A 12,865-nucleotide genomic window follows, 5' to 3' on the forward strand; every position below is an offset into this window, starting at 1 on the left:
TAATGATTAATGACTAATGACTAATGATTAATGACTAATGACTAATGACTAATGACTAATGAGTTAAACTTTCTTGAACTTACCACCCTTAGCAGGGTCACTCCAATCACAAGCAAATCCTTTAGTTTCTTTCACAAATTGATTCCAAGGAACTGGCTCAACTGCTGTTGGAGTAGCATAGACAATATCAAACAAACCATCTTGTCTAACTTGACCAATCCGCACAATTTTGGATATGTGATGATTGGCATCCATTGTCACTTTACCTTCAGGTGCATCTAGAGTTTGACCATAAGCCGCAGCACTTACTTTAGCTATGTCTGTAGTACCAGCTTTTTGTACTGCTTGTTTCCACAAATAAACTGCAATATACGCTGCTTCCATTGGGTCATTTGTCACCCGATTTTCACCGTATTCTTTTTTGAAAGCTGCTACAAACTTCTTATTAGCAGGTGTGTCTACTGTTTGGAAATAGTTCCAAGCTGCATAATGGCCTTTGAGATACTCTACACCAATTGCTTTTACTTCTTCTTCAGCAATGCTTACAGACATAGAGGGATATTTATCTGGTGTCAATCCAGCCCCTTTTAATTGTTTGAAGAAAGCAACGTTGCTATCACCATTTAAGGTGTTGTAAATCACGCCACCATTGGGCAAATTTTGTTTGATTTTAGTGATAATTGGTGTAACTTCTGTGTTACCAAGAGGTAAATAATCCTCACCAACTGTTTTTCCGCCTAAAGCTTCTAGTTGAGCTTTAATGATGGTATTAGCTGTCCGGGGAAAAACGTAGTCAGAGCCGACTAAGAAGAATTCTTTGCCCTTATTTTTTAACAGCCAATCAACAGATGGTTCAATTTGTTGGTTTGGTGCAGCGCCAGTGTAGAAAATATTTTTAGAACACTCTTGACCTTCATATTGCACAGGATACCAGAGCATGTGGTTTTTGCTCTCGAATACTGGCTTAACGTTCTTGCGGCTAGCAGAAGTCCAACAACCAAAGACGACAGCGACTTTATCTTGATCGATTAGCTTGGTTGCTTTTTCTCTAAAAGTATCCCAGTTAGAAGCACCATCTTCGGTAATTGCTTCAATTTGTTTACCTAGAACACCACCAGCAGCGTTAATTTCTTTGATTGCTAATTTCTCAGCATCAACAACGCTTTTTTCACTAATAGACATCGTACCACTCAGAGAGTGCAAAATACCTACTTTTATGGTGTCACCAGCAGTCGCCGCCGCTGGTGAAGCCGTGGGAGGTGCGGCTGGACTCTGTGTCGCAGTTGGAGAATTATTCGCGCAAGCTTTCAAAAAAAAGCTGCTTCCAAAAGTTAAAGAACCGTAAATTATAAACTTGCGTCGGTTAAATTGTCTTCTCATCTTTTTATGAATTTTCCTCTTGATGAATCAGCCAACTTATAGAAAGCTGACAATATCAATCTTTAAAATGTGATATTAGTGCGATAGTTTACTAGTAAAAAGTGACGCCTTATACAAAAAAGTTTGTTTTTGTAATAAAAAACAAACTTTATAAGATTAAGCTTTGTGAACTTTATAAAGATTCTCGTATCTATGCAAATACTTATGAAACAACAAAACCCTTCTCTTCCACGAACATCTGAGATTATAGACAGTTAAAAACTGCTAAGTATCTAGGCATAAATAAATTTCAAGTTTGTAGTAAGGACTTTAGTCCTGAGAATCCTTGCTCTGAGCGATAAATCGCTCAGTACAAACTAGGAGTTTATTTTATGTTTAATTATGTCTACCTACTTATCTCTTTTCAAAATTCTGGTCTGTGCTGAACAGATAGCTGGTTAACACAGCAATAGTTTTAATCGTTAAGTCAGGTTAAAATATTCTACGTACACTGCTATTATTCAGATACTCCTGGTTCAATCCGTGCCCCAAGCTGGAGAACCCGTCCAAGATCGTCAGCGTTTCGCCAGGTTTCAATTATCTTACCGTCGGCAATATAATGAATGAAGGTAGCAGTGAATGTCTGTTGACGTCCGTGACTTGGTATGCCAAGAAAACTCTCCTGGATGCAGGTATTAGTCGCACGCACAACAACTTTGTCACCTTCGGCGATTACGTCTTCAATTCTCCATTTCTGCTGGATAGGCCCAAATGAACCAAAGAGTTTGCGTACCCCTTCAGGGCCAAGGGGTAGTCCTGGTAAACCACCGTGCATTTTCCAAGTTGGGGCGGTTATCTCGCAAATTTCTTCGATTTTATGCTCGCTAATAAGTTCAATCCACCGTTGAGCAATTATTTTGTTGTCCTCAATGGAAGACATTGCTACTATTCCTTTACTGAAAATTAGGCGAACTCTAATTATTTATTTAGACAGACAAGATGCACTATTGTCAATTAACCAAGTTTGAGATTTAATTAAAATTCAGTGCAACGCTTAATGTGTCAGCATCATTAATATTTATGTCTTTAACTACGGGGCTTTTAGATTAGCATTTGTGTAATAATTTCTTCTTCCTGACCAGTTGCAAAACTAGCAAAGCGCTTTGCCAAAGGTGGTATCAGTACTAGGGGATTGCTAAATCCAGAGAAAACATGAACCCCTTCAAATCCTGGGATAGCACCAATTAAGGGAAGTTGATTGCTACTAAATGCCACTAAGCAGTGATACCAAGTTCCTGGTAAATCCTTCAATGCTGGTAAAATTTGACCAACACTTTTTCGCAACCATTTTTCGCTTACGTCTGAGTTTACCTTGGCTTGAGGATCTGCGATCGCACGGCTAATCTGCCCAATGCGGATACTACCATCTTGAAACTGAATTGCACCCACATCTAAAATCGGCGGTACTAACTCATTACCAAGTTCATCCCATAATTCATCAACTTGAGTAGATTCAGCTTCTAGTTGAAACCGTTGCTGATTCGCTGGCATAACTAAGGTGCGTAACCTGACATCAACGGCTGGGGTTTCAATTATTTCTGCGTGGGTAAAATACAGCTTGATGGAAATACCAGCAGATTTTAAAAGCTGGCGGCTGAGTCCACCCGCACAGATGACAACATTAGCGCTGTGAAAAGTTGCAGTGGTGGTTTGGACACCATCTTGCAATACTTGCAATACTTGGGTAATCTGCATTTCACCCCCAGCCCGCTCAAAAGCTTGGATGTAAGCTTGTGCCGTTTTTTCTGGGTGAATATGACCGTGTTTGACAGTTAAAGCACCAGATATCGCCTCTCGATTTAGCTGCGGTTCCAACTCACAAGCTTCTTGAATACTGAGTAAACGGGGTGGAATGGCACAATGATTATATGATGCTGCAGTTGTTTCTGGGTCGTTATGGGCTGAAATAGTCAGTAATAAATCTAATTCCCGAAATTGGATATCAGCATCTAACTCTTGAGATAGGTTATGATAACGTGCGATCGCTTCTTTGCACAATAGCCGAGTTAGTGGTGTAGTACCCGACCAATAGGCAAGCCCACCATAACTATAGCGAGTTGCATTCTGTGGTCTGCTGTGTTGCTCCAACAAAAGTACAGAAAAGCCAGTTTTAACCAGTTCATAAGCGAGTGCAGCACCCGTAATTCCGCCACCAACCACAATCCAGTCGTAGGTTTTCATATTAAATATCTTTCTTAATTACGAATTACGTTAGCGTAGCGGTAGCGAGTCCGCGTTCGCTTTTAGCGTCTCGTAGAGAGCGTCATTACGAATTACTATAAGTTGCTTGTAAACGTTGTAAAAGATATTCTCCCGCCAGGATAGGGGGATAGATAGGTGATTGTTCTTTCTGGCAACTCTCCAAACAAGCAATTTCTGTATCATCATTAGGATGACAGAAAAAAGCCATAGAATACCGCGACTGATTCATCCTATTATCACTGGGAATCATCACTCGATGCTTAGTTGAGCAAAACTGATGATTTGTCCACCGTTGCATTAAATCGCCAGTATTGACTATTACAGTATCAGGAATTGTAGGTGCGACAATCCACTCTCCAGATGCTGTCTGTACTTCTAACCCGCCAATGTCATCTTGGAAAAGTAAGGTAATACTGCCATAATCGGAATGCTCACCAGCACGCACTTGTCCGGGTTGTGGTGGTGTCTGCAATGGCGGATAGTGTAATAGTCGCAAGGTATGATTTTGTTGATTATGTTTTATAGTAAAAAAATCTTCTGGCAATTCCAACGCCAACGCATAAGCTTGTAATATCGTGTTAGCAAGTCCTGTACAATTATCATAAAAGGTGACAAGAGAAGCATCTATCCCTACCGCTTGTTTGTTTACATTAAATGCCTCTTTTAAGTCGCCTGGTTGATTGGGGTTAAGACGTTCTCTCTCAATGCCAACGTAACCCATATTACTAAATTCATCAATCCAAGCTTGCTTTTGCTTAACTTCTAAAGGTAAATTGAAAAAAAATTTGCTGTGAGTGAATACTTCCTTGATTAGGTCTTTTGATATTCCTAAATTTTGCAAGTACATGAAGCCAATTTCATGACAAGCTTCATAGATTTGTTTGATGACAACTTGCCGATTTGCTGCGTTGCCCTTAGTAAAATTAGTGAAATCAATTACTGGAATTCTGACCATTGATTTAAAACACCACATCTTTACGCAACTTCAGATTTTGAATGCGAGTATCTTCGGTAGCTGGTACATCCTCCTGAGCAAATGGAATCTGCTTAAAGTTAGCAGCCAGATATTCTGCTAATGCATCTTGTTCAGAACCATCAGCAGCAAAGGTAGCTAAACCTGTACGTTTAGCATCTTTTGATGTCAAATCAACCCGTTCAGTTTTGGGAAAAGGATAACCATCACCACCATTTGCTAGGAAGTTTAAGGTGACAGCGCGGAAGATGCGAGTAGAGTCACCCACTAACTCTGCATTTTTCACCACTACATCAATAATTTTGCCTTTTCCATCTTTGATAGCCAGGGATTTAACACGCTTACCTGCTGGCAAGTCTGGGTCAAAGCTAAAGGCTAATCCCGCTACTTGGGGAAAACTGCCAGGGGTCGCACCAGGTGCGATCGTTGCTACACTGTGTTCAATCACTGCCATTAGTTCTTTAGCATTCAAAGTCACTAAAGTCAAACCATTGTTGAACCGTAAAGCATTGGCGATATCAAGTTGGGAAATGTCTTTTTCTTTCTTACCTGCTACAGGATTTGCTTGGGGTGGCAGTTTGATAACATCTTGTGAGCGAGTCGAACCTGGGGGAAAGGTATAGATACCAATATTGTCACGGATACCACCACCATTTTTGATGGAAATGACAGTTTTAGGATCGTATCGTTTCGCGATCGCTAAATTAGCTTCAGCTGTCAAATTCCCTAAATTGGTTTCTTGAGTGCGGACATCACCCCGCCAGCCGTTGAGGAAAACATTGGTTTTTCCAAAAATCTGACCATCTTGGGCAATAATCACTTTTTTGAGTGCTTCTGTAATGGCAACAATTTTGGCATCGGGTTTCCCGCCTACAGCTGCTACACCTTGGGAATCAGTCGCATAAGCACCGCTAATTTTGGGGTCAATACTATTAGGAATAATTACTCCCTTGGCATCAAAGTTAACTACTAAACGACCAACATAACGATAGTTTCCATCGGTATTAACTACCGCTATCGGATTACCATCTGCGGCTTTTTTGATGATTGGATAAATTCCAGCAGATTTATCACCCACTCGCAGACGGTCTGTTTTGTCGGCTAATAAGGTATTGGAACCGCCAGCAATAATAATGTCTACTCCCTTAAGTGATTGTGCTAGCTTTTGCTCAATGGTAATTTGCTGCATGTGTGCTAACAGAATTACTTTATTAATCTCCGGGTTTTTTGTTAGCAGTGTATCAACAGAAGTTTGAATTTCAGCAGCTAAGGCGGCAATATCTGCGGCATCACGGTTATTAAATTTTTTAGGCAACACAGTCACACCACCGGGAGAAGAAATAGTCCGCAGTGTGGGAGTTGTCGCCCCAACTACAGCAATTTTTTCACCATTGACGGTAATTATGGTGCTACGGGCAATTTTATTCGGAATTTTACTTGCCTCTTGTCCCTCAGCAGTAACTAATTTTGCCAGGTCTTTATCAGTGCTGAAGTCCAGATTCGCTCTGAGATAAGGAAATTTTGTACCTGGGTAATCTTCTTTAGCACGGAGTAAGTCGGCAACAACACCCGTACCTAAATCAAATTCGTGATTGCCAAATGCGATCGCATCAAAACCAAGAGCATTTAAAATTAAAATATCTCCTCGTCCCTGACCACCAAAAACTGTGTCACTGGCAAATAAAAAGGGGCTGGGAATATAAGCATCTCCAGATGAAAGGATTAAGGTATTAGGATAATCAGGTTTACCGTCATGATTAACATCCTGCTTTTTGAGTGCATTCAACACTGCCGAAAAGTTCGGTGCATCCTTCAGCGCTGGGACACCTGCTTCTTGGTCGGAAGTATGTAAAAGTTGTAGTGTAAACCCTGACTTCTGTGCTGTTTTGACTTGCGCTACACCAACAGTAGTTCCTAACAATAAAAAGATGCTAGATATAATTAGCCAACTTAACTGGCTAGCGTTTAAATCTCGGCGATTAAACTTACTGAAAAATTGACTTTTACGATCTAAAAAAGACATAATAATAAATTTTAGATTTCACCAGTAGTGAATAATTTTCTAGTGTCTATAATTTAGGTATACCCATTTAAGTTTTGGCAAGCGCTCACTAATGCGATCGCTACCTTCAATCATGAACCGTAGCATCGGGCATGATTGCTCCCTGGAAATCAACGTTAGTGAGAATAGCTCCGGTTAAGTCTGCTCCTTGTAGATTAGCCTTGCGCAGAATCGCACCATTGAGGTCTGCATAGCTCAAGTCTGCTCTTTGCAAACTGGCTCCACTCAGGTCTGTCGCCAAATTTCCCCACTGGATGCTTCGACTCAGGTCTGCCCGACATAGCTTCGCTCCATCTAAGTTGGCATGATGTATACAAGCTGCTCTCAGGTCAGCATAGCTCAAGTCTGCCCCAGTTAAAACCGCATATCCCAAATCTGTGCGTTGATTGGAACTGGGACGTAAGTCTGCTTGAATTAGTAGAGAAGCAGAAAGTTTTGCACCATTCAAATTAGCACCACATAAACTAGTTTTTAGTAAGTTAGCTTTGTCTAGGCGTGTATTAACCAGCTTTGCCCCAGTCAAATCAGCCTCACGCAAAATGGCACAATACAAGTCTGCTTCACTTAAGTCTATTCCCCAAAGGATCGCTTCACTCAGGTTGGCCCCTCGCAAACATGCTTGGTTGAAGTTGGTTTTACCCAGCCGTGTTTGACGTAAATCGGCATCGCTAAAATCTGCGCCTCTGAGGTTTGCATTCGTTAACTCTGCTTCTTGCAAATTTACTCGCTGAAAGTTTCTTTCTCCAGCAGCATAGCGTTTGAGAATTTCATCCACGTCCATTATAGTTACAACCTTTAATTTACAATTGCTGCTTGGTGTGACTTAAAGCACACTAAGTCAATGAGTTTCCCTTGTGGTGAGAAAAACATTGTCATTTTTCAAGCAAATGGGCTTTGATATTTCAGACAAGTAAGCCGAGTCAATCAGTCCTTGCATTGATGATTTTGTGACTTCTTTAACGCTTCTTCAAAGCTTTGCTGCTTTCTTTATCAACGTAGTATCGAAGGTTTTTTCAGCATAGGGGAAATTTCCCATATTTCCAATACTTCTGTTTAAAATCGCTTAACCTGGCGGGGCTGCTTCTTCAAAGGGACGGATAATCGCCGGGGCTGGTGTAACTTCTGGTTTAAAGATTCCCTGCAATGCTTGTTCTAAGGTTTGTGCCATGACAATCCGGTTTTCGTAAGCCACTACTACCCGTACCAAGGTTGGCAGACTATTCTGTGTTGCTTCTAGATAGATTGGCTCGACATACAGCAGCGATTGCTCAATCGGAATTACTAGTAGATTGCCTTGAATCGCTCTCGAACCCTGGCGATTCCACAAGGAAATTTGCTGAGAAATAACTGGATCTTGGTTAATCCGCGCCTCGATTTGCTCTGTTCCGTAAATCAGGCGTTCTTTAGGAAAGACATATAGCACTAGCCTACCGTAGTTTTTGCCATCCGATCGCGCCGCTAACCAAGCGATTAAATTAGTCCGCTGTCTGGGAGTATAGGGTAAAAACAGAAGAAATTCTTCAAAGTCTACGGTGGGTAAACTAGTAATCAAATAATACGGCTCTACCGGACGGGGTTCAGTGCCATAGATTTCATTAGGAATCTGCCACTGGTCTTCCCGGTTGTAAAATACTTGGGCGTCGGTCATGTGGTAGGTCATCAACCGCTCAGATTGAATTTTGAAGAAGTCCACTGGATACCGGATATGACTGCGGAGAGTCACTGGCATAGTATTGAGCGGTTTGAAGGTGTTGGGAAATATTTTTGACCAAGTGGCAATGATGGGATCGTTGGGATCGGCAATATAAAAATTAACGCTGCCGTTGTAAGCATCAATCACTACCTTGATCGAGTTACGAATGTAGTTGATACCATCGCCACCAGTGTCTGAGTAGGGATAGCGATCGCTCGTTGTGTAGGCATCAACAATCCAGTAAAGATAACTGGGATTACTGGGGAAATCTTGATTAGCGGTAGTAGCAACTAAATAGGGGTCGCTGTCAAATTTTAGGAAGGGTGCGATCGCTTGAATTCTTTCCTTGACATTTCGCCGCAATAGCACCCTTGTCTCTGGCAAAAAGTCTCGCGTCAGCACCATCTGCCAATCTTTCAAATACGTGGCAAACAGCCAGCGTCGCCATGCTGAACCGATTTCAACACCACCCAGACCATCGTAAGAGTTGTAAACATTGTCACTACCGCTAGGATAGTCTAACTCTCTAACTCTTGTGCCAGTCATTACATAGGTATTGGCGATTTCACCGTAATAAATTCGTGGTTGCCCAATCGGAATACTTTCACGAATGGCTTTACTGGAAGTTGTGAGAGCGCTACTATCACCGCTAATATCTTTGACAAAATATTCTGGTAGACCACCCGCCCCAACTGTATTAACTGGGCTAACAGTAAACCCAAAACCGTGGGTATAAATTAAATGGTGGTTAACCCATGTTTGAGCTTCCTGTGGTACACCAGTGTAGTCTAATTCTCGTGCGGCAATCAGTACCTGCCGCCGTTCTGTTGATTCAATTGCTTCCTGCTTAGGTTCTGGTAGTTTTTGAGAGGGTTGGCGTGAAGTTGCATCTGTTTTCAGAGTATATCGATCGATATCGGCATCGGGAAACCGATAATACGGTCGAATTTGTTGCAGCTGACGGTTAGTTTCTAACAGTGGTCGCTGATCCCAAAGGCGAATATTCCGAATTGTCAAGTCATTCTTTTGAATGTCAGCTTCAGTCAATGTTCCTTGCGGGTTAAAGGTTCTGACATCGATCGCCTCTAAATCAAATGCTTGGCGAGTCAAGGCAATAGTCCGCTGAATGTAGGGTTGCTCTCGTTGCAACTCATTAGGTTGGACAATTAAATATTGCACCACAGTAGGTAAAACAACATCAGCAGCTACAACTAATACTAGATAAACCCCTAACCCGTAAAAGACAAAGCGACGATACTCAGATTTGGGTTTCCAGAAAAATGTTCGCCCAAGTAGATAAAAGGCGATCGCTACTGCCGCAACGCACAAAACGGTGTAAGCTGGCAACTGGGCTGTCACATCGGTATAGCTAGCACCATAACTCACTCCCCGGTTAGAATACACCAGTTCATAGCGACTCAGCCCATAACTCAGAGCCACTACCAGCATCAACAAGCCACCCATACCGAATAAATGACGCTGCTGCTGGGGCGAAAAACCAGAGAAAATCCCCTGACTTAAACTATCTGCCGACAAGAGATAAGTGAGGGTAACGGCGACAAAGCCATACAAACATAATCCCATCAGCCAGAGTTCTAGCAGTTCCCAAAAGGGTAAGGAAAATACGTAAAAGCTGATATCTCGACCAAATAAAGGCTCAGTGCTGTTGAAAAGGGTGGGGTGGAAATATTGCAGTACCTTGGGCCAGTGTCGGAATATGATGAAGGCAAAAATGGGACTGAAAAGAATTGCGAGCGCAGTGAGTAAAAATTGGGGATAGATTAAGATGGCGATCGCTACTCCCCCAATTAAACCGAGATACCAGACTTGAGAGACAATCTGCCTCAAAAGCTGCCAGATTGTCTCCGGTCGAAATAGGGCGGGAATGGGTAGAATAGCCTGATTAACTGGAGAATGCCAGTAGAAAAGAGCAATTTGACCATAGTGAGCCAGCATTAACCCAATCAACAAGCTCAGTATCAGAGTTAAGGGTAATAACCAGCGCAATCTGAATGCTTGAAAGCGTTGTGACCCAAGTATCTGGGTTTCATTGCGTCTTGGATAATTAGGACTGAGAAAATTTGTTAATTCTCTGTTGACTTCTGCTTGCTCAATCTTTACAGACTGGGAATATTTTAGCCGTTGTGCTAAAGCCAGGTTTAGCAGTAGATAGGCGGCAGTTATTCCAGCCACGACTACCCACAAAATACCACGAGTTACCAGCCTCAACAAAAATGCTTGGAGATAGCCGACTTCCCGAAACCAAAAAATCTCTGCTCCCAGACGGGAACCCAGATCCAGAAGTAGCCACAGCCCGAAAAATCCGATTAATAGCCTATAGCCCCATTTCCAATACATTGATATGTAATTTAAGAAGAACGCCAATTCTCTATTTGCAAGCTGTTTACTCTTTGAAATTCTCGAATATTAGATGTTACAACAATATGATTGTGAGTTAGTTGCTGTTGCTGCGATCAATACATCATAAGAACCGATAGGAGTACCCGCTGTTTTCAAAATACTTCTAATTTGGGCAGCTTGTTCTGCTTCTTCCACACTAAAAGGTAAAATCGTAATCGAACCTAACAATGCTTCAATCAATGATTGGATTTTTAAGGCACGTTGAGGATTGATTGCTAATCCATACTTAATCTCCATTACTGTTAAGGAGGAAATAAAAATATCTGTGGGAGTAGTAGACTTTAATAGCTTGAGAGTATTTTTTTCTCCCTTGACAAAATCACTAATTACGCAGGTATCGAGTAAATAACCCATCATTAAAACTCGATTTCGTTAGGTGGTAGCAGTTCGTCTCGGTAGGACTCAAAAATAATACTTTCTACTACACCTTGATGTTGCATAATAGTTTCTGGCCAAGTCATGGGTTTTGTTTCTAAGAAAGTAACAAAGACTTTGCTTTCAGTAATACCTTGTGGTTTTTCAGCTAGTTCGATTTTGCCGTTTTTATAAATTCCTTCAATGGTTCGTAGCATTGTTTTTACCTCCTATCGAAATTCTAGTAGTATTTATTACCGAACTGGTAGTTCATGATGCCTTGTCAAACTCAATATAGAGGTGCTTCAGTGTCCGCATGAGTACGTTCGGTAAATATTGGTATCCTTCTTGTGCCAAGCGAATGTCCTTCAGGCGTAGCAGCAAACGCTGATATGCGATCTGCATTTCCTTACGAGCAAGCATAGCACCCAAACAAAAATGAATGCCATGACCAAAAGATAGGTGGTTGCTGGCATTATGGCGGCGCACATCGAAACGCTCACCCTCAATAAATTTTAGCGAGTCGCGGTTAGCAGCATCGAAGCGGAGCATCACTAAAGACCCAGCTTTGAGATCGACGTCTTGGAGCTTTGTATCTTCCGTTACAACTCGCCACATTCCTGCTGTCGGACTTTGCATTCGTAAAACTTCTTCAACAAAGTTCTCTACCAGGGAAATATCTGTTTGTAACAACTTCATCTGCTCTTTGTTGTTTGTCAGCAACAACATCCCACCTGCGATCGCACTGGTGACAGTCTCGTTGCCTGCCACTAATATTTGCTGAATTATACTCAGTAGTTCAGCAGTGTCGAGCGATCGCTCTCCATCCACTTTTGCCTGTACCAAGTCAGTAATCAAATCATCTTGAGGCTGTTTTTGGCGTGACTCGATGACATCATGAAAATAATGCTGGAAAGCAACAACATCTTTAGCACACTCGATTTCCTGCTCTCTAGAAAGTAAGTTACCTAAACGCGCAATAAAAGCATCAGACCATTGCTTGAACTTCGGCAAATCTGCTTGTGGCACACCTAACTGTTGAGCAATAACTTTGAGCGGTAAGGGTACGGCAAACTCACTGACAAATTCACACTTGCCGCGATCGATAAAGCTGTCAATCAGTTCATCAACAATCTGTTCAATCAAGTCACGCATTTTATTGATACGCGACGAAGTGAATGCCTTATTCACCAACGAGCGAAATCGCTCGTGTTCTGGTGGATCTGCCGTCAGTAGGGTGTTCATCTGAGGCCAGCCAAGAGCCGAAATTTTCTGCAACTCCTGATCGTGTTGTTCTTTGCCAGCTAGTAAAGTCGAGAAATTGCTAGAAAATACTCTTGTATCCTTAAGAATTTCGATCGCTAAGTCATAGCGAGTAACAAGAAAGAGTTTTGCTTCTGTTGTGGGACTTGGTAGCTCCATAATTGGTGCTTGCTCCTGTGCCAGCTTGTAGAATTCATAAGGGCACACAAGCACTTCTGGGTCAAAGAAGTTGTAGTCTGACAGATGCTTCATGCTTCTAATGGTGGTCAGTGATGGTTTGCTTTGACTCAAAATGAGCCAACATCATCTTAACAAGTTACTTACCGTCGGCTCATTTTTGAGGGATTAGAGGTAATACCATTTTGGATTTTAGATTTTAGATTTTGGATTGTGCAACATCCATTGAACCTATCCCACTAATACCGAAATATGGTAATCTACTTCTCGTATGAGAGGGGTGTATCTGTGTATGGCTGGG

Annotated in this window: 10 protein-coding genes; all 10 read right to left on the bottom strand. The window is 41.8% G+C overall.

What is annotated here, in order from left to right:
* Positions 1–63 precede the first annotated feature (63 nt).
* A complete protein-coding gene (gene urtA / locus HWQ43_RS02715) occupies positions 64–1,380 on the bottom strand; it encodes an urea ABC transporter substrate-binding protein (RefSeq protein ID WP_292729901.1) in 1,317 nt (438 codons plus the stop codon).
* 496 nt (positions 1,381–1,876) lie between these two features.
* Positions 1,877–2,299 (bottom strand): ester cyclase, encoded by a 423-nt coding sequence (locus HWQ43_RS02720; RefSeq protein WP_292729903.1) that lies wholly within the window; start codon positions 2,297–2,299, stop codon positions 1,877–1,879.
* Between the two features lie 161 nt (positions 2,300–2,460).
* Entirely contained in the window at positions 2,461–3,600 is a 1,140-nt protein-coding gene (locus HWQ43_RS02725; RefSeq protein WP_292729905.1) for an FAD-binding oxidoreductase, read from the bottom strand.
* Positions 3,601–3,685: 85 nt separating this feature from the next.
* Positions 3,686–4,576, bottom strand: coding sequence for a 2OG-Fe(II) oxygenase family protein (locus HWQ43_RS02730; RefSeq protein WP_292729907.1), 891 nt, complete (start codon positions 4,574–4,576; stop codon positions 3,686–3,688).
* Positions 4,577–4,580: 4 nt separating this feature from the next.
* On the bottom strand, positions 4,581–6,617 hold the full coding sequence (locus tag HWQ43_RS02735; RefSeq protein WP_292729909.1) for a bifunctional metallophosphatase/5'-nucleotidase: 2,037 nt from the start codon (positions 6,615–6,617) through the stop codon (positions 4,581–4,583).
* Between the two features lie 106 nt (positions 6,618–6,723).
* On the bottom strand, positions 6,724–7,437 hold the full coding sequence (locus tag HWQ43_RS02740) for a pentapeptide repeat-containing protein (RefSeq protein WP_292729911.1): 714 nt from the start codon (positions 7,435–7,437) through the stop codon (positions 6,724–6,726).
* Positions 7,438–7,719: 282 nt separating this feature from the next.
* Complete coding sequence (locus HWQ43_RS02745; RefSeq protein WP_292729915.1) at positions 7,720–10,707, bottom strand: UPF0182 family protein; 2,988 nt, start codon at positions 10,705–10,707, stop codon at positions 7,720–7,722.
* A gap of 69 nt (positions 10,708–10,776) precedes the next feature.
* Complete coding sequence (locus HWQ43_RS02750) at positions 10,777–11,127, bottom strand: PIN domain-containing protein (RefSeq protein ID WP_292729918.1); 351 nt, start codon at positions 11,125–11,127, stop codon at positions 10,777–10,779.
* Positions 11,127–11,342 carry a hypothetical protein gene (locus HWQ43_RS02755; RefSeq protein ID WP_289799833.1) on the bottom strand — a complete coding sequence of 72 codons (216 nt, stop codon included), beginning with the start codon at positions 11,340–11,342 and terminating at the stop codon, positions 11,127–11,129. The genes HWQ43_RS02750 and HWQ43_RS02755 overlap by 1 nt, the downstream gene beginning before the upstream one ends.
* 52 nt (positions 11,343–11,394) lie before the next feature.
* On the bottom strand, positions 11,395–12,639 hold the full coding sequence (locus tag HWQ43_RS02760) for a cytochrome P450 (protein ID WP_292729922.1): 1,245 nt from the start codon (positions 12,637–12,639) through the stop codon (positions 11,395–11,397).
* Positions 12,640–12,865 lie beyond the last annotated feature (226 nt).

The sequence above is a fragment of the Nostoc sp. JL31 genome, assembly GCF_017114965.1.
In the GTDB taxonomy this organism is placed as follows: domain Bacteria; phylum Cyanobacteriota; class Cyanobacteriia; order Cyanobacteriales; family Nostocaceae; genus Nostoc; species Nostoc punctiforme_A.

Excerpts from the sequence above, each read along its gene's own strand:
- HWQ43_RS02760 (WP_292729922.1), bottom strand. The coding sequence starts at position 12,639 with ATGAAGCATCTGTCAGACTACAACTTCTTTGACCCAGAAGTGCTTGTG.
- HWQ43_RS02750 (WP_292729918.1), bottom strand. The coding sequence starts at position 11,127 with ATGATGGGTTATTTACTCGATACCTGCGTAATTAGTGATTTTGTCAAG.
- HWQ43_RS02755 (WP_289799833.1), bottom strand. The coding sequence starts at position 11,342 with ATGCTACGAACCATTGAAGGAATTTATAAAAACGGCAAAATCGAACTA.
- HWQ43_RS02720 (WP_292729903.1), bottom strand. The coding sequence starts at position 2,299 with ATGTCTTCCATTGAGGACAACAAAATAATTGCTCAACGGTGGATTGAA.
- HWQ43_RS02740 (WP_292729911.1), bottom strand. The coding sequence starts at position 7,437 with ATGGACGTGGATGAAATTCTCAAACGCTATGCTGCTGGAGAAAGAAAC.
- urtA (WP_292729901.1), bottom strand. The coding sequence starts at position 1,380 with ATGAGAAGACAATTTAACCGACGCAAGTTTATAATTTACGGTTCTTTA.
- HWQ43_RS02730 (WP_292729907.1), bottom strand. The coding sequence starts at position 4,576 with ATGGTCAGAATTCCAGTAATTGATTTCACTAATTTTACTAAGGGCAAC.
- HWQ43_RS02725 (WP_292729905.1), bottom strand. The coding sequence starts at position 3,600 with ATGAAAACCTACGACTGGATTGTGGTTGGTGGCGGAATTACGGGTGCT.
- HWQ43_RS02735 (WP_292729909.1), bottom strand. The coding sequence starts at position 6,617 with ATGTCTTTTTTAGATCGTAAAAGTCAATTTTTCAGTAAGTTTAATCGC.
- HWQ43_RS02745 (WP_292729915.1), bottom strand. The coding sequence starts at position 10,707 with ATGTATTGGAAATGGGGCTATAGGCTATTAATCGGATTTTTCGGGCTG.